This window comes from Paucibacter sp. M5-1 (assembly GCF_027498415.2).
GTDB lineage: Bacteria > Pseudomonadota > Gammaproteobacteria > Burkholderiales > Burkholderiaceae_C > Roseateles_E.
Genome location: NZ_JAPZLM020000001.1, coordinates 5,493,553 through 5,510,745 on the forward strand (window position 1 = coordinate 5,493,553; position 17,193 = coordinate 5,510,745).

Genomic DNA, 17,193 nt, shown 5'->3' on the forward strand with positions numbered 1-17,193 from the left:
CGGGGTTTCGCTCAGAACGGCACGGACAGCGATGCCGACAGCGTGCGCGGCATGCCCGGGTAGAGGTTGGTGAAGCCCGCCGCGCTGCTGCCGCCGCCTTCATAGTGGCGGGTGTCGAACAGGTTGCGCAGGTTGAGCTGTACACGGGCACCGGGCAGGCCGGTGCGGAAACGGTAGGCTGCCATCACGTCCACCAGCGTGTGCGCAGGAATGGCGACGAGGTTGTTGGTCGCGACGAACTTGGCGCCGGTGTGGAAGACACCGCCCCCCAGCGACCAGCCGTGACCCAGCTGGTAGGTGCTCCAGAGGCTGGCGGTGTGGCGCGGCGTCCAGGCGGCGGTCTTGCCGACGTTGGCAGCGACGTTGTCGCGGGTGATGACGGAATCGGTGTAGCCGTATCCGGCGCTGACGTTCCAGTCGTGCGTCAGCTGGCCCTGCAGCTCAAACTCAGCGCCCCGCGAGCGCTGCTCCCCGCTGACCTCACTGAACAGCGGGTTCAGCGGTGACGGCGTCGGTACGTTGCTCTTGGTCAGCTCGTAGATCGAGGCGCTGGTGCGCAGCCGGCCGCCCAGCCAGTCGGCCTTGGCGCCGAGCTCCGCCTGCTTGCCACGCGACGGCGGCGCGTAGACGTTGGCCGCAAGCAGCGTGCCGGCGTTTGGCGAGAACGAGCGAGCGAGTGAGGCGTAGATGCTGATGGTCGGCTGCGGCTTGAAGATCACGCCGAGCGTGGGGTCGGTGCTGCGGCCGGTCTGGTCAGGGGTGCCGGGATTGACCTCGCGCGAGCTGGAGCGGCGCACACCTGCCAGCAGGTTCCAGTGGGGCAACAGCTCGATGTAGTCCTGCAGCGCGACGCCGATGTCGCGCACTTCACCAGTGGTGACCGGTCCGTAGCTGAATGTTGCACCAGTGGGCTGCGGGTTCCGCAGCGTCGTAGCAGCGACGGTGCCGACGTTGTTGCTGCTGCCCTCACGGTCATAGCCCGAGCGGTCCAGCGTCAGGGTGATGCGGTGACGCATGCCTGCCAGCTGCAGGTCGCCCTTGAGTTCGGCCTGAAGGGTCTGCACGTTCCACTGCTGGGCGAAGGGGTTGGCGGCGCGGTTGACGACATTGCCCGTGGTGCCGGTCAGGCGGATCTGCTTCACGTCGCGGCGGGTCTTGTTGTCAGAGAAGCCAAGATTGGCCGACCACTGGGCATTGAAGCGATGCTGCAGCTTGGCCGTCAGAAGCTTGTGCCAACCGTCGAAGCGGCCCGCCGCCTCACCATAGAAATTGTCGATGGGGACCGCGTCGGCGCTGTCAGCATTGCGAGGATCGGGCACGGGCAGGCCAGGGTAAATGGCCTGGCTTCGGTCGGTCCATTCAAAGTCGAGGTCCAGCCGGGTGTCCGTCGAGAGCTTGAAGGCCAGCGCGCCGGCGAGGTCGTGCTGGCGCGGTTTGACCGCATTGGTGACGAAGGCCTGCCGTCCGGTGCCGCCGTTCAGCCGGTAAAGCACGGTACGGTCAGCATCGAGCGGGCCGGAAAGGTCAAACCCGGTGTCCCAGCCGTCGCCTTCGCTGACCGACAGCGTGACTTCGCGCCAAGCGGTTTCCAGCGGCCGCTTGGTGACGATGTTCATCAGCGCGCCGGGTTCGACGCGACCATAGTCCAGGCCGGCCGGGCCTTTGATGAGCTCATAGCTTTCGACGTTGCGCTTGGCCGGTTGGCTGAGGTGGACCCAGCGGTAGCCATTGCGCAGGTAGTTGCTGGTCGTGGTCATCCAGAAGCCGCGCGTGTAGACCGACTCGTAGGTGCCGAAATAGTTGGACGGCCGCGCGCTGGCGCTGTTGCGCACCACGTCGCCGATGGTCTGGGCACCCTGCAGCTGGGCTGTTTCGGCCGAGATGACGTTGATGGTCTGCGGCGTGTCCAACACGGCAGCGCCCGAGCGCGTTACCTCAACCTGTGCGGGCGGACGCTCGCCAGCGCTGGCCGCTACGCGAATCTTCACGACTGGCAGGGTGTTGTCCGCCGCGGTGGCGGGCGCCTCGGTTTGTGCGGTCGCCCGCGGGGTGGCCAGCGACAAGGTAGCGATCAAAGCGAGTGCCGCCCGGGCGGACGGCGTGAGGACTGGATGCACTGAGATTCTCTCTAAGGTTGTGGTTATCTGGTGATTCGTGGCCGGCAGGCTTGGCAGCTAAAGATCCGCTTGGGCTGGAGTTGCGACCTCGCGCCGCGGCGAAGGCAAGGAGGACGTTGGAAGCGATGCTGGGCCCCGCCGGGACACCATGAAGCTCCATAGCGCGAGCAATCCCAGCGTCGCGGCGACCCAGCCGGCGAGGAAGGCAAGGACGGAGAACGGCAGTTCGGGGAAGGTCGGATGACCGCTCACGACCGGGCCGAAGCGGCGGGCTTCCGCCAGCCCGCCCTGCACCGTCCACCCCAGCAGCACCAGCGTAGCGAGTGTGGCCGGCCCCACGGCGCGCCAGCGGGCCTTGTCGGCACCGGCCGCAGCGAGGCGCGCGGCATGCAGATAGGCGCCCGTGAGGCAAAGGCCAGACAGCGCGAGCCCGAAAAAGAACCAGAGCAGCTTGGTCGGCAGGCCGGCAAGCGTGCCGAAGTGCAACAGGTCGACAGCCTCGACCCAGCGGCCCGCCAGGCCCTGGTCGCCGGCCTGCCGCGCTTCCACGATGCGGGCGGTCGTCGGCTCGAAGAACAGGGTCGTGGCGCGGTCGCGCACCAGCAGGTCACCGGCCTGGCCGTTGACGTAGACGAGGCCATTACCGGCGCGACCGATTGTGCGTATGTCGAGCGCCGGGGCAGCCGCTTGCGCTGCTTGCACGAAGGTCGCCAAGGGCAGCCGGGGTTCAGCGGGTCCGGAGAAGGCCGGCGGCGGCGGATAGATGAACTTCGCGTCGGCGACGTCGATCAGCAACTGCTCGGCCATGTACCAGATGCCGGTCACCGCAATCAGCAGCACGAACCACAGGCTCCACAGGCCGGCGAGCTTGTGGGCCTCGCTGGTGACGGCGCGGGCGCCGCCCCTCGGATGGAAGCGCAAGAACTTCGTCCACCAGCGCTTGAAGAATACGAGCGGCGTGACAGCCGAGAGCAGCAGCACGACGCCCGCGGCGCCGACGATGTAGATGCCGATGCCGAACTTCAGGAACAGCGACATGTGCAGGCTGCGGAAGAAGCGCTGCACGTTGAAGTAGGTGTTGCCGCCCTGAGGCTGCAAGCTGGCCGGGTCCACATAGGCACGCCACATCGGCGAAGACGGTGTCTTCAGCACCACGTCGACGGCGAAGCCGGCGTGGAGCGGCCAAGCCATCCACAGCAACTTGCCGGCTGGCTGCGCCTGCAGCGCGGCGCGCTCGGCGGCGTCCGGGTCGAAGCTCGCTGCCGGTTCAGCGCGCACGGCCGGAGTGAGCAACCAATCGATCTCGTGAGAGACGGTCGCGAACGTGCCCGTCCAGCAGACGATGAACAGCAGCAGCCCCGTCACCACGCCGGCAAAGCTGTGGACGCGGAACCAGGGTCGGGTGCGCATGGCGCGTCAGTTCCTCAGTGGCGCCAGGCTAGGCGCAGCTCCCAGGAGCGCGGTGCGCGCGGCTGAAAGGTGGAGATGTAGCCGTCGTAGATGCGCTCGTTGGTGAGGTTGCGGCCGATCAGGCGGCCTTCGAAGGCCCCGTACTCATAGACAAGTCCTGCGTCCACCTTGGTGTAGGCCGGCAGTTCGACGTCGGCCGCGGTGAGAGGGCCGGCCGGATCATTGGGAATGCCCGAGGGACGAGCGCTAGCGTGGCTCAGGCCCAGCGTTGCAGACAGGCCGCGCACGCCGAGGTCGACGCGGTTGAACAGGCCGACCGTGTGGCGTGGCGCGCCGGTCAGCTGGTCGCCCACAGGCAACACGTTGTCGCGGGTAATGCTGGCGTCGAGATAGCCGTAGGATGCAATGACGCGCCAGCCGGGCAGCAGCTGGCCCGCAGCTTCCAACTCCAGGCCGCGGCTGCGCTGCCTGCCGACGGTGATGCGGCGCTCCGGGTTGCTCGGATCCGTGGTCAGCACGTTCTCTCGCTGGTATTCGAAGACTGCCACCGTCGTTTGCAGGCGATCGACGGGCTCGCCCTTCCAGCCCAGCTCCATCTGGCGACCATGCTGTGGCTTGAACGCCGCGCCGCCGGCATCAAGACCGAGGTTCGGGCGGAATGAGCGGTTCCAGCTCAAATAGAAGGCGTCGCGCGGTGACGTCTCGTAGATGAGGCCGAGCCGCGGCGACAACTCGGTGTCCGTCTGCGGCTTGGGCGAGGTGCCGCGGTCTCCGCTGGTCGATTCGAGCCGGTCCCAGCGGGCGCCGACCATGGCCTTGAAGCCGCCACCGAGGGTCATCAGGTCCTGCACATAGAGCGCCTCGGTCTTGGCCTTGCTGTCGGAGGCCGGGAAGGGCACGGTCAACGGCCCCTGACGTTCGCCGGGCTGCGGGTTGAAGATGTTGACCGGCGAGAACGGCGCTACGGTGAAGGCGTAGCCAGTTTCCTGCCGGCCGAGCTCCAGACCGACCAGCCATTTGTGGCGGATCGGCCCCGTGCGACCTTCGCCGGATAGCTCGGTTTGCGAGTAGCGCTCGCGCTGGTACTCGTCGACGGCGCGCACGCGACGGCTGAGCACGCCCGTGCTGGCGTTGTAGCTGGTCGGCTGGATCGTGGAGTCGTCGCTGTGCACCTTGTTGGCGTAGACAGCCTGGCGCAGTTGCAGACCGGATGCGAAACGGTGCCGGAGTTCCGCGCGGCCGCTGTAGCGCGTCAGCGAGCCGCCGTCGCCGTCGGGATGCGCGGGGTCGCCGAGTTGAGTGGTGACGGGGATGCGCAGAAAGTCGGGAAAGCGCATGAAGTAAGGCTCGCGGCCCGGTCGGTCGACGTCCTGTGCGATGAGCTCGACATCCAGCGTGGTGGCCGTGCCGACGTCGAACGAGAAGACGGGGCTGAGGAAGCGGCTTCTCTGCGAGGTGTTGTCGACAAAGTTGCCGTCCTGCTCCACTGCGGCGGTGAGGCGATATCGCACGCGCGCCGCTTGGTCGACCGGGCCGGTGCTGTCAAGGGTGAGGTTTCGATAGCCAAAGCTGCCGGCGGCGGCTTCGATCCGGTGCTGGGCTGTCGTCAGCGGTTGCTTGGTGACGATGTTGACCAGTCCCGACAGCGCCCCGCCGCCACCGTAGAGTACGGACGCCGGCCCCTTCAGAAACTCGATGCGCTCGATGTTCACGGCATTCTGCGGGGTGTTGAAGCCGTAGTCGCGGAAGCCGTTGATCGTCGTCGCGTTGCCGGCCGTGTTGAAACCGCGGATGTAGAAGCTGATGCCGTAGGGGTTGCCCTGGACCGCCTCACGGTCGACACCAGCCACATAGTCGGCCACCTCATCCAGCACACGCGGCGCGATGTCACGCAGGGTCGACTCATCAATGACGGAGATGGCCTGGGGAATTTCTTGCACCGCCAGTTCCATGCGACTACCCGCCGTCGCCTTGCGCGAGCGCGTCCCGCTAACCTCCACCCGGGGGGCGGTGTTCACTGCGGCGCGTGAACCGTCCTCAGCAGCAATAGACGGAGCTTCAGCCGCGGTGATCTCTGGGCAGATGGCAGCGAATGCTGCGAGGACGATGAGGTTGCGACTGAAGGCGGCCATGTTTCTGGTTTGTTTCTGCAAAACCAGGAATATAAACGCGAATCATTGCTATTAGCAATACCGATGAGACTTGCTCCCGGCCTGCTGCAAACCACCCACCACCAGATCGGTGAGCAGGCGCTGAGGTTCTTCGGACAGCTTTACGGGGTCGACCGGATGGGCTTGCGCAGCGGATGTCGCTGATGGGTCGGGTTCTGCCCGACGCCCTGGGCAATAGGACTCACTCGCGGGCCACAACCCTGACGAGGCGCTATGAGTGACCGGTCAGGGATGTGCAACGGCCATCGGGCTCGCTCACCTCCGAAAGGCCAGTACCAGACCCGGCTGACGTTCACCTGCCGATCCTGACCAGACGCAATCAGCCTTGAACTGCCGTTGCTACAACGACCGGCGGTTCCGCAGCGGTTGCGGCCTTCCGCGGCAGATCGCCAAGTTCACGGTCATGGACAGGAAGCCGTCATCGGGTTGCGTGGCCTCGTACCGGCAGCGATGACCGCTGCCGGGGGTGGAGCAGCTGTCCAAAAGGCCTGGCTGCCGATCACCGCCTCAAACTTCCGCGAATGTCTGCTGCTCAGAAGGTCGAACAGGTGCTCTCGACCCAGAGGAGCCGCTGGCGCTTTCGTCGTCGATGGCTGCTTCGTGCCCATTGCGGACATTCACCCTCTCGCCTGCGAAAGCCCACAGAACTTGCGAGCGCACGCCTGTGAACGCTCAAGAACAGACGATAGATCCCGATCCCGTTCGTGCTCCCTCGTAGACGCTTGCGAGACGGAGGCTCGCTAACCCCTCAAATGGGGGGAGGCTTTCGTTGTGGCGACAGCTACGCTCCGGCCGCCGCCGGTGCTTGCTAGGCGTTCTGGTGAAGCAAGCACACGGCGCCTTCAATGCCATTCATCCAGGGAGAAGACGTTGCGTAAATTGACGACGAAGACCTTCAAGACGGCCGCGCTGCTAGGCGCATTGACTCTTGTGGGCGCGGCGCATGCCGCTGGCGTGCCGGGCCAAGGTAGCTGGCAAACCACGCTGCAAGCGCGCGACATCGACAAAGATGGCACGACAGATGCCTTCTACGATACCGCCCTCAACATCACCTGGTTGCGTGCCGGTAGCACCAACACCATGAACTGGGGTACGGCCGATGCCTGGGCCAAGCAGGACCGCTTCGGCCTGAGCGGCTGGCGTTTGCCGACGACTGTCGACAAGGGGAGCGACGGCTGCAACTTTAGCTTCCGCGGTGGCACCGATTGCGGCCTCAACCCCGACAGCAGCGTAGCCACCGGCAGTGAGATGGCGCACCTGTTTTTCCAGAGCCTGGGGAACAAGAGCTTCGTCGCACCGGGCACAGGCACCCCCCAAGAGGGCTCGGGCCTGAGCAATACCGGTGATTTCCAGAATCTGCAGGCCTACGACTACTGGTCCGGTACGGAGTACGCGCCGAATTACGATGTCGCGTGGTACTTCAGTACCTACGGCGGCAGCCAGAACCTAGGCGATATGTACAAAGATTTTTATGCCCTGGCTGTACGCCCCGGAGATGTGTCCGCTGCGGTGCCGGAGCCACAAACCTGGGCTTTGACACTGCTGGGCTTGACCGGCGTCCTGTTGGCACGTCGTCGGCGGGCACTTTGACGCTCCGAGCCCTTCGGGTCTTTTGAGGGGTTTGGGGCGACAGGCAAAATCCTCACCTAGATTCTGAGCTGCATTTCTAGCTGAATTGCTTAGTGGAAAACCACTTCGGGGCGGCATTGGGCATTGGAGAGGCACAAGCGTGATCCGTCTGTCGCACCAGAGGGGGAAGTCAGCCGCATGGCGCTTAGCTTAGAACTTGGTTGGCTGAACCTGGCTGCGTTGAAGTCGCCGCAGCTTTTGGATCAGCTTCGTCAAACGCATCCGTTTTCCGGGCTGAAAGCGGACGCTGGCCAATTGACCGCTTGCAGATGAGGATCAGGGCTGCAGGAACTCTGTCGGGGCGACTGCTATGGACAGAAGCGGTCGCCCAGGCACCGGACCGCGAAAGACTGAGATCAGCCTGGTGCTGAGATTCGATGAACTTCGGCTTTGGGCACTTTGCTGACGCCTCCGACGCGCGGGCCGGTGGCCTCAACGGGGCGTGATGCGCCTGTCGCAACGGGCGAGAGCAGTCGTTCGTGCCTGCACGAGTACTCGAGCCGCGTCGAGCGACCGTTTCCGGGAGTGAAGCAGCCGGTGAGAGCCAGCGACCATCAATGACCGGTCGGCGTGGGCGCTGTCGTTTAACCACTGGGCCGCGAATGACTCAGACCAGCCTTGAACCGCCATCCGTACCCCACTCTGACCATCACCTCATGGCGCCACACACGCCTTGTTCTTCCCCGTGTGCTTGGCCTCGTACAGCGCACATCGGCGCAGTCGAGCGCGGCTTTCAGGGTTTCTCCGAGGCGCTATACGACGGGTGGTGTGACCTTTGGCAAGCAGATGAGAGCAGGGTAACTTTGGCGGGCTAGGAAGAAAAAAGAGGGTCGCCTGCCTTGTCGATTTCTGTCCTTCCAGCTTGTCGTCTCATCAGAAGCCGATCAAGGCTTCGTCCTCTAGGAGAAAAACAATGTCGAAGATGATCTATATGAGTCTGCCGGTGAAGGATCTGGCCGCCGCGACCAAGTTCTATCAGGCCATCGGCTGCGAGAAGAATGAACAGTTCAGCGATGACAAGGCGTCCGCGATGGTCTGGTCGGAGGGCCTGACCTTCCAGTTGCTGACGCATGAGCGCTTTGCCGCCTTCGCGACCAAGCCGATTGCCGACGCGCAGAAGACCAGCGGCGTGCTGATCGCCCTGCCGTATGGCAGCCGCGAAGAGGTCGATGGCATCACCGAGGCGGCAGCGGCCGCCGGCGGCAAGGCCGATGTCCGCGAGCGCCAGGACCTGGGCTTCATCTACACCCGTACCTTCGAGGACCTCGATGGCCATGTGTTCGAACCGATGTGGATGAACGTCGAGGCGGCTTGCGAGGCCTGAGCCTGAACTCAAGCCGAGCTGCTGCGCGCCTCGGCTTGATTCAGATGGAGATATCAGAAGCTTCTGTGCGGACCGACTTCGGGTCCACCGTCGCGCCTCACGGCGCCACACACGCCTTGTTCTTCCCCGTGTGCTTGGCCTCATACAGCGCCACATCGGCGCGGTCGAGCGCGGCTTCCAGGGTTTCGCCGGGGCGGTAGGGGGTGACGCCGGCGGAGAAGGTGACGAAGACGTCCTTGCCTTCGTGCATGAAGAGCGCCATCGACAGCGCGCGCTGCAGCCGGGTCAGCACCTGCTGGGCCTCGTCCAGCGGGGTGTTGGGCAGCATCAGCACGAACTCCTCGCCGCCGTAGCGGGCCACCATATCGCCGGGGCGCAGCGAGGCCGAGACGCGCTCGGCCAGTGACTTCAGCGCCATATCGCCGGCGGCGTGGCCCAGCGAGTCGTTGAGCTTCTTGAAGTTGTCGATGTCCAGCAGGGCCAGGGCCAGCTGGCTGGGTTCCTGATCGGACTGGCGCTCCAGCTTGGCCTGCTCGATGCCGAAGGCGGCGATCAGGCCGCGGCGGTTGGCGATCTGGGTCAGCTGGTCGGTCTGCACCTCGTCGGACAGGCGCTTGAGCTCGCTCTCCAGCTCGTTGACCCGCTTGCTGAGACTGCTGGCCTTGTCGTGCTCGGCGCTCAGCCGCGCCTGGGTCTGCTGCACCAGCGACTGCACACTGCGGCTTTCCTCCACCATCTCGCGCACCACGCCGGCCAGGCTTTCCAGGCTGTCGGCCTTCTCGATCACATCGGCATAGCGGCCCACGCTGTGCTGGAAGCGGTCGGTGTGCTCACCCAGCTCGCCGAGCTCGGCCAGCATCTTGTGGATCAGCGACTTCAGCGAATCGCGGGCCCGGCCGCGCTCCTCGCGCAGCGCGCGCTGGCGCTCGCGCGTGCCGCTGAGCATCTCGGCCACCGAGCGCACGCCGCGCGCCGACAAACCCAGCTCCAGGGTGTTGTTCATCGCCTCGCACTGGCCATGGGCCCAGGAGTCGTCCTCGGCCAGCTCCACCAGGCTGGCGCTGAGCTCGCGGCACAGGCCGCCAAGCGCGCCGAACACATGGTGGCGGTGGTCCAGCAGGCGGCGCGCACGCACGCACAAGGCCTCCATCGCTTCGGCGCGCGAGGCATCGGCACCATGGATGCTGAGCTCCAGCTGGGCGGCCTGCAGCTGGCCCAGCAGCTCGCCGATCATCGCGTCATCGGATTCGGGCAGGCGCAGCGCATGCTCGACCGTGCCCTGCAGGCTGCCGCCGATCGCGCCCCAGGCCTGCAGCGCGGCGCTGTTGTTGGCGGCGGGCGCGGCAGGCGCGGGCGCTGCGGCGTCCAGATCGGTGCCGAACTCGCTGTCGGTGAAGAACTGGCTGGGCGTGCCGCCCGGTTCTTCCTCGTCCCCGGCATCGAACTGGGTGTCTATGCTGGCGTCGGCGACATCGGAGTCCCAGCTGCGCACCAGCTGCTGCAGGCGCGCCAGCAGGCGCTGCGGGTCGCTGCGGTTGCTGGCCAGCACGCGCTGCAGCCCGTCCTTCTTGCGCGCCACCGTCCACTGCCGGCCGCCGCGCTCCAGGCCGCGCACCATGCGCTCCATCAGCGCGGCCATGGCCTCGGCCTGGGCGCCGGGCCCCTCGCTTTGCTGCAGCTTCTCGAGCCGGCGCAAGGCCTCGTCCCAGCGCGACTCGCGCAAGAGCTTGTTGATGTCCAGCCGGCTCTGCGCGTCGGCCACGCCGATGGCCATCAGCTTGTTCATCAAGGCCTGGACCCGCTCGGGCAGGGCCTCGGCCGCAGCCGGCGGCGCGGCGCCCGACTCGGCGGCATAGGCGGCCGCGTAGTTCTCCGGCGTCGGTTCCTGCTTGGACAGCGCCAGCCGGTGCAGCGCCGCCTTGGCCACCTGGGCCGGAGGCAGGGTGGCGCTGGCCGCGCGCGGTGGGCTAGGGCGTCGCTCGTCCATGGCGGGCGACTCGCTCAGCGCAGCAGGCCGCCGGTGGGCCGCGCGGCGGCCTGGGCCTCGGCGCCGAACTCGGCGCTGGCCTGGGCGATCCACGGTGCCTTGCGCGGCAGCACGGTCTGGGCCAGCCAGCGCTCCAGATCATCGGGCGGCAGCGGCTTGCTGAACAGAAAGCCCTGCATCACCGAGCAGCCCAGGCGATGCAGCACCTCCATCTGGCGCAGGGTCTCGACGCCCTCGGCGATCACCCGCAGGCCCAGCGAGCGGGCCAGCGCGATGATGGCGGTGACCACGGCCGAGCTCTGCGGCGTGATGCCCAGATCGCGCACAAAGCTGCGGTCGATCTTGACCTCGGAGATCGGCAAGGTGGTCAGATAGGCCAGCGAGGAATAGCCGGTGCCGAAGTCATCGATCGAAATCTCGACGCCGACCTCGTTGAGCCGGTGCAGGGCCGGGATCACGTTCTGCAGATCCTTCATCAGCCCGGTCTCGGTGATCTCCAGCTGGATCGCGCGGTGCGGGATGCCGTAGGCGCTGACGCACTGGTGGATGTGCTCGACCAGGTCCGAGCGCTCGAACAGCCGGTTCGGCAGGTTCACCGCGATCGAGTCCGAGAAGCCGAAATTCAGCTGCCAGACCTTGGCCTGGCGGGCCGCCTCGCGCAGCGCCCATTCGGACAGCGGCACGATCAGCCCGGTCTCCTCGGCCAGCGGGATGAAGTCGCCCGGCGGCACCAGCACATTGCCGCGCTGCCAGCGCATCAGCGCCTCGGCGCCGACCATGCGGGCTGCGCGCACATCGATCTTGGGCTGGTAGTGCAGCACCAGTTCGCCGCGCTCGATGGCCTTGTGCAGCGCGCTCTCCAGCTCCAGGTTCTCGCGGCCGCGGCCCGAGAGCTGGGGCGTGTACAGCGCCGAGGCATTGCGGCCCTGGCTCTTGACCGCATACATCGCGACGTCCGAGTTGCGCAGCAGATCGGCCATCGTCAGGCCGTCGCGCGGGTAGATCGCGATGCCGACGCTGGCGGTGACAAAACATTCCTGGCCGGCGATGAAGATGGGCTCGCGCAAGGCCTCCAGCACCCGCTGCGCAACCCGCTCGGCATCGCGCTCGTCGACCACCTCGGGCAGCAGCGCGACGAACTCGTCGCCGCCCAGGCGGCCGACGGCCTCCAGCGTGCGGTGCGAGCGCCCGCCGACCGACTCCAGCATGCCCTCGATGACCTGGTCGGAGTGCCGCACGCAGCCGCGCAGGCGCCGGCCCACCTCGATCAGCAGCTCGTCGCCGGCGGCGTGTCCGAGGGTGTCGTTGATGACCTTGAAGCGGTCCAGATCGATCAGCAGCAGACCCACCTCATGGCCCATGCGGCGCGCCTGCTCGATCGCGCGTTCGGTGCGCCAGATCAGCTGGCGGCGGTTCGGCAGGCCGGTCAGTGCGTCGAAATTGGCCAGCTGGCGGATCCGGTCCTCGGCCATGCGGCGGTCGGTCACGTCCTGCAGCACGCCGGTATAGCCGCTGGCATTGCCATGCTCGTTGAACTCGGGCTCGGCCTCGATATGGATGACGCGCTGGCGCCCGTCCAGCAGCGTCACCGACAGATCGGTCACCAGCACCGAGTTGTGCGCGATCACATCGCGCAGCAGGTGCAGGAAGAGCTTGCGCTCCTCGCGCGGCACCATGCGCATCGCGCCGATGAAGTCAAGCGCCTCGTGATTGCCCAGGCCGAACACCCGCAGCGCCTCGGCCGCCAGCACAAAGCCGCCCGAGCCGCGGTGCCACTCGAAGCTGCCCATGCGTGCCAGGTCTTGCGCGCGCGCCAGCCGCGCCTTGCTGCGCTCCAGCTCGATGCGGGTGCGGGAGCTGCGCAGGAGATAGCGCAGCCGCCCGGCCAGCAGGCTCCACTGCGGCGACTTGACGAAGAAATCGGTGGCGCCGACCTGGTAGGCGCGGTTGATCGAGGCCTCGTCGTCCAGGCCGGTCAGCATCAGCACCGGGGTCGACTCGAAGCCCGGCATCTCGCGCAGGCGGCGGCAGGTGTCGAAACCGTCGAGCTCGGGCATCATCGCGTCGAGCACGATCACGTCGGGGCTCCACTCGGCCATCATGCGCAGCGCCTGCTCGCCGCCGGTGGCCTCGGTGATGTCAAAGCCGCGCTCGCGCAGAGCGATGGCGGTCAGCAAGAGATTGACCTCGTCGTCGTCCACCAGCAGCACGCGCGGCTGCTCGGGCAGGTCATCATCCAGGTTTTGACTCACGGCATTCATCAAGGGTTCGCCAATAACTCGTTCAAAGCCCCACGCACACGCGCCACTTCATCATGCATGCCGTCCAGCAAGATGTCCAAACCTTCTGTTTGACCGTTGCGCGCCATGGTTTCGATATCGGCACAGAGCTTGGAGAGCTTGAGCGCCCCGAGACTGGCCGAGGATGATTTTAGGGTGTGGGTGACATGGCGCACCGCCGCCAGGTCCAGGCCCTTCTCGGGGTGCGCGCGCGCCTGGCCGAGTTCGGGCAGCAGCCGCTCCAGCGACTTCAGGAAGGCGGCGATGACACGCTCCAGCAGCTTGTTGCCGCCGCCCGGGTCGAGCTCGCGCAGCCGGGCGATGGCCTGCGGGTCGAGGATGGGCGTGGCGGGAGTGGCGGGGCTCTGAGTTGACATGGTGCTTCCATCGCGCGGCATCAGTGGGTCCTTGGGCTCGGTCGGCGCGGCGTCCTGCTGGACCCTATTGTCATTCGGGAGACGACGGACCAGCATGTCCTGCAACTGGCCGAGTCGGAAGGGTTTGGGCAAATAGTCATCAAAACCATGGTGGCGCAGCTTCTGCTCATCGCCCTCGAGCGCATTGGCGGTGACCGCGACCACCGGGGTGGAGGGCGGACTGACGAAAGCGTGATTCTCGCTGGCACCGCGCCGAAACAGGCTCAGCGCCTGCATGCCGTCCATGCCCGGCATGTGGATGTCCATCATCACCAGATCGAATCGCTGTTCGCACAAGGCTTGCAGGCCGCTGGCCGCGTCGGCGCAGACCTGCACCCGGCAGCCCAGCCGGGCCAGCATCTCGGCGCTGACCTGCTGGTTGACCGGGTTGTCCTCGACCACCAGCACCAGCGCGCCGGGCTGGCCGCTGCTGTCCGGCGGCAGCCGCAGCGGCAGGCTCAGCGTGAAGCGCGAGCCCAGGCCGGGGCTGCTGTCGGCCAGCAGCTCGGCCCCCATCAGCCGGGCCAGCTCGGCGGCCATCGCCAGGCCCAGGCCGGTGCCGCCATGCGGGCGGGCCAGGCTGGCATCGGCCTGGGTGAAGGGCTTGAGCATGGCCGGCAGCGCGGCCGCGCTCATGCCGACGCCGGAGTCGCTGACGCTCCAGCACAGCCGCCCGTCCCGCAGCGCCAGACCCAGCCTGACCCAGCCGCTGCCGGTGAACTTGAGCGCGTTGATCAAGAGCTCGTCGAGCACCTGGCGGATCCGGCCGGCATCGCCCAGCACCAGGGCGGGCAGCCCGACCGGCTCTTTCAGGCTGTCGTCCAGGCTCAGCTGCAGACCCTTGGCACTGGCCTGCGCCTCGAAGGGCAGCAGGCAGTCGCGCGCCAGCTGCGCCGGGTCGAAGGGCAGGCTGTCGATGTCGAGCCGGCCGGCCTGGGCGCTGGCGAAGTCCAGCACGCCGTCGACCAGGCGCAGCAGGTCCTGGCCCGAGCGCAGCGCCGCATCGGCATAGACACGCTGGGCCGGCTTGAGTTCGGTGCCCAGCAGCAGCTCGGTCATGCCCAGCATGCCGTTGAGCGGCGTGCGGATCTCGTGGCTCATATTGGCCATGAACTCGCTCTTGGCCAGGCTGGCGGCCTCGGCCTGATCGCGCGCCTGGGCCAGCTCGCGATGGCGCTGGTGCTCGTCGCTGATGTCGGCCAGGATGCCGTAGACCAGGTCCTGGCCGTTGGGGTGGCGCTGCGGGCGGCAGCGCAGCCGCAGCCAGCGCAGGCCCTTGGCCGGATGCTGGATGCGCAGCACCATATCGCTGGCCTCGCCCTGGGCCTGGGCCGGCAGGCGGCGCGCATACAAGGCCCGGTCCTCGGGATGGATGCGCTGCTCGAACAGCCGCGGGCCCTGGCTCAGGTCCACCGTGCTGAGCCCCAAGAGGTCCAGCAGCAGCGGCGAGCTGAAGTGCAGCCGGTCCCAGTCCGGTGTCGTGACGAACAGGCATTCGCTGACGGCCTCGGTGACCTCGCGAAAGCGCGTGTCGCTCTCCTGCAGCGCGCGCTCGAGCTGGCGCTGCTGGCTGCCGTCCTGCAGGCTCAGCACGCCGGCCGGCCGGCGCAGCCCCGACCAGGCGATCAGGCTGCGCTGCAACTGCAGCCAGCGCGGGCCCAGTGGCGTGTTCAGGCGCAGGCCCTCGCGCGGTGCATGGTGGCCGTTCTCCAGCGCGCGCCAGCGCGCGGCCTGGCACAGCTCGGCCAGCGCGGCCGGCAGCGCCTGTGCGGCGGGCCGGCCCAGCACCTGGCCACGGCGCAGCCCCAGCAGGCGCTCGGCCTCGCGATTGATGTGCAGCAGCCGGCCCTGGCCGGTCTCCAGCACCAGCAGGCCGATCGGCAGCTGGTCGGTCAGGGCCTGGACATCGCCCGCTGGCAGCAGCGCGGGCCAGCCCGGTTGGGCGTCGACGTCGTCGGTGTCGGCCTCAAGCAAGCTCATGGTGGGGCGGCGGCGGTTTCATGCTGGCTGTCATTGGTGGCGCGCTGATTGCAGGGCCGGCGCGGGGCAGGGCTCGACGGATCCTGCGTCGGTTATCGACCTCGGACGGGCGGACTTGAGTGTTGTTTGGTGGCGATCTTGCCCCTCGGGCGCCTACATACAATGCAGCGCATGAACAGCCTCAGTGACGCTCGCTCCGCCTCGCGCCGCTGGCCATGGATGGGTGCCGCCGCACTGGCGGCCTTGCTGCTGCTGGCCTGGCTGGCCTGGCCCGATGCGCCCAGCCAGGGCCAGTCCTGGCTGCTGCTCGGTGGCGCGCTGGCGCTGGGCCTGCTGCTGCTCACGGTGGCGGCCCTGGGCTGGCATATCGGGGTGCGGCTGACCCGCCAGCGCCTGGGCGAGGCGCTGCGCGAGGCGCGCAGCCAGGCCCAGCTGCTCTCGCAGCTGCAGAGCGACTGGCAGTGGCAGACCGATGCGCAGCACCATCTGGTGCGCTGGCGCGCGCCGCAGGCGGCGCCGGCCTCCAGCTGGGTGGGCGCGGCCGCGACCGAAACCCTGTGGGAGCGTTTCGTGCTGACCGAAGGCGAGGGCCATGCCAGCCTGCTGCAGCGCCTGCAGGAAGAGGCGCCGTTCAACGATGTCGAGGTCTGCGCGCGGCTGGAGAGCGGCGCGGCCGCGCAGTTCTCGGGCCGCTGGCTCTTGCGGGCCCAGGTCTGCCTGGACGGGCAGGGCCGCTTTGCCGGGCATATCGGCACGGCGCGGCCGCTGAGTTCGCCGCAGAACTCGCCGCGAAGTTCACCGGTACTGCAGGACCAGCAGGCCGCCGGCCTGCTGGCCGCGCCGGCGCCGCGCGAGGTCTTCGACACCGGCTGGATTCAATCGCTGCCGGGCCCGGCCTGGCTGCTGCGCGGACCGGCCGGCCAGAGCCCGCAGCTGGCGGATCTGAATGGTGCGGCGGCGCAGCTGATGGGGCGGCCGGCCGAGCAACTGCGCGGCCAGCCCTGGCTGGCCTGTCTGGACGGTCTGCCGGCCGAAATCCGCGAGACCGCGCTGGCGCCCGGCGCGGCCACCGGCCTGGCCTGCGGGCCCTGGTGGCTGTGCCTGTCGCCGGTGCCAGGTCATGCCGGCATGAGCCTGCTGAGCCTGTGGCCGCAGGGCGCGCTGGACACCGTGCCGGCCACCCTGGCGGTCGAGGCGGCCGAGGTCGCACGGGCCGAGCATGAATCGTTCAGCTACACGGTCTCGCATGATCTGCGTGCGCCCTTGCGGGTGGTCGAGGGCTTCGCCCGCATCCTGAAGGAGGACTACGGCCGCCTGCTGGACCGCATCGGCAACGACCATCTGGACCGCGTGATGGGCGCGGCCACGCGCATGAACAGCATGATCGATGCGTTGCTGTCGCTGACCCAGCTGGCGGCCCAGCCGCTGCAGCGCCAGCCGGTCAATCTGTCGCAGCTGGCTGCGCTGGTGGTCGAGGAGCTGCGCCGGGCGGCGCCGGAGCGCCGCGCGCTGGTGCGCATCCAGCCCGATCTGCTGGTGCAGGGCGATCCGACCCTGCTGCGCATGGTGCTGGAGAACCTGCTCAGCAATGCCTGGAAGTACAGCGGCAAATGTGAGCACACCGAGATCAGCTTCGAGCGCCAGCAGCAGGGCGGCGAGCTGGTCTATATGGTGGCCGACAACGGCGCCGGCTTCGATATGCGTTTCGCCGAGCGCCTGTTCGGCGTGTTCCAGCGCCTGCACAGCGCCAGCGATTTCCAGGGCACCGGCGTCGGCCTGGCCTCGGTGCGCCGCATCGTGCACCGCCATGGCGGCGAGATCTGGGCCGAGTCCGAGGTCGGCCAGGGCGCGCGCTTCTACTTCACGCTGGCGCGGTAAGC

The 17,193-nt window shown here is 67.6% G+C and carries 9 protein-coding genes; 3 read left to right on the forward strand and 6 right to left on the reverse strand.

Features of this window, described 5'->3' with window-relative positions; genetic code table 11:
- Window positions 1–11: 11 nt before the first annotated feature.
- From O5M90_RS25930 to O5M90_RS25940, 3 genes are all read right to left on the reverse strand, one after another.
- Window positions 12–2,063: a TonB-dependent receptor gene (locus tag O5M90_RS25930; protein ID WP_269841009.1), complete on the reverse strand. Its 2,052-nt coding sequence runs from the start codon at window positions 2,061–2,063 to the stop codon at window positions 12–14.
- A gap of 111 nt (window positions 2,064–2,174) precedes the next feature.
- Window positions 2,175–3,527: a PepSY-associated TM helix domain-containing protein gene (locus O5M90_RS25935; RefSeq protein ID WP_269841008.1), complete on the reverse strand. Its 1,353-nt coding sequence runs from the start codon at window positions 3,525–3,527 to the stop codon at window positions 2,175–2,177.
- Window positions 3,528–3,541: 14 nt separating this feature from the next.
- Window positions 3,542–5,659, reverse strand: coding sequence for a TonB-dependent siderophore receptor (locus O5M90_RS25940; RefSeq protein WP_269841007.1), 2,118 nt, complete (start codon window positions 5,657–5,659; stop codon window positions 3,542–3,544).
- 909 nt (window positions 5,660–6,568) lie between these two features.
- Between O5M90_RS25940 and O5M90_RS25945 the strand changes: the two genes are divergently transcribed.
- Together O5M90_RS25945 and O5M90_RS25950 are read left to right on the forward strand one after the other, a co-directional pair.
- Window positions 6,569–7,288 carry a DUF1566 domain-containing protein gene (locus O5M90_RS25945; RefSeq protein ID WP_262968546.1) on the forward strand — a complete coding sequence of 240 codons (720 nt, stop codon included), beginning with the start codon at window positions 6,569–6,571 and terminating at the stop codon, window positions 7,286–7,288.
- 952 nt (window positions 7,289–8,240) lie between these two features.
- The gene (locus O5M90_RS25950; RefSeq protein ID WP_269841006.1) at window positions 8,241–8,651 is read left to right on the forward strand and encodes a VOC family protein; all 411 of its coding nucleotides are present in this window, start codon (window positions 8,241–8,243) and stop codon (window positions 8,649–8,651) included.
- 97 nt (window positions 8,652–8,748) lie between these two features.
- Here the strand turns inward: O5M90_RS25950 and O5M90_RS25955 are convergent, their stop codons facing one another.
- The 3 genes from O5M90_RS25955 to O5M90_RS25965 are packed head-to-tail and all read right to left on the reverse strand — an operon-like array spanning window position 8,749 to window position 15,313.
- Entirely contained in the window at window positions 8,749–10,638 is a 1,890-nt protein-coding gene (locus O5M90_RS25955; RefSeq protein WP_269841005.1) for a GGDEF domain-containing protein, read from the reverse strand.
- Window positions 10,639–10,652: 14 nt separating this feature from the next.
- Window positions 10,653–12,899 carry an EAL domain-containing protein gene (locus O5M90_RS25960; protein WP_137943270.1) on the reverse strand — a complete coding sequence of 749 codons (2,247 nt, stop codon included), beginning with the start codon at window positions 12,897–12,899 and terminating at the stop codon, window positions 10,653–10,655.
- Window positions 12,899–15,313 (reverse strand): PAS domain-containing hybrid sensor histidine kinase/response regulator, encoded by a 2,415-nt coding sequence (locus O5M90_RS25965; RefSeq protein WP_269841004.1) that lies wholly within the window; start codon window positions 15,311–15,313, stop codon window positions 12,899–12,901. Before O5M90_RS25965 ends, O5M90_RS25960 begins: the two co-directional genes overlap by 1 nt.
- A 171-nt stretch (window positions 15,314–15,484) precedes the next feature.
- On the opposite strand from O5M90_RS25965, the gene O5M90_RS25970 reads away from it, so the two are divergent.
- Window positions 15,485–17,191, forward strand: a complete 1,707-nt coding sequence (locus O5M90_RS25970; protein ID WP_269841003.1) for a sensor histidine kinase — start codon at window positions 15,485–15,487, stop codon at window positions 17,189–17,191.
- The last annotated feature ends 2 nt before the right edge of the window (window positions 17,192–17,193 follow it).

Bases quoted from the DNA above. Each gene is read 5' to 3' on its own strand.
- O5M90_RS25965 (WP_269841004.1), bottom strand. From the start codon at position 15,313: ATGAGCTTGCTTGAGGCCGACACCGACGACGTCGACGCCCAACCGGGC.
- O5M90_RS25960 (WP_137943270.1), bottom strand. From the start codon at position 12,899: ATGAATGCCGTGAGTCAAAACCTGGATGATGACCTGCCCGAGCAGCCG.
- O5M90_RS25935 (WP_269841008.1), bottom strand. From the start codon at position 3,527: ATGCGCACCCGACCCTGGTTCCGCGTCCACAGCTTTGCCGGCGTGGTG.
- O5M90_RS25940 (WP_269841007.1), bottom strand. From the start codon at position 5,659: ATGGCCGCCTTCAGTCGCAACCTCATCGTCCTCGCAGCATTCGCTGCC.
- O5M90_RS25970 (WP_269841003.1), top strand. From the start codon at position 15,485: ATGAACAGCCTCAGTGACGCTCGCTCCGCCTCGCGCCGCTGGCCATGG.
- O5M90_RS25955 (WP_269841005.1), bottom strand. From the start codon at position 10,638: ATGGACGAGCGACGCCCTAGCCCACCGCGCGCGGCCAGCGCCACCCTG.
- O5M90_RS25950 (WP_269841006.1), top strand. From the start codon at position 8,241: ATGTCGAAGATGATCTATATGAGTCTGCCGGTGAAGGATCTGGCCGCC.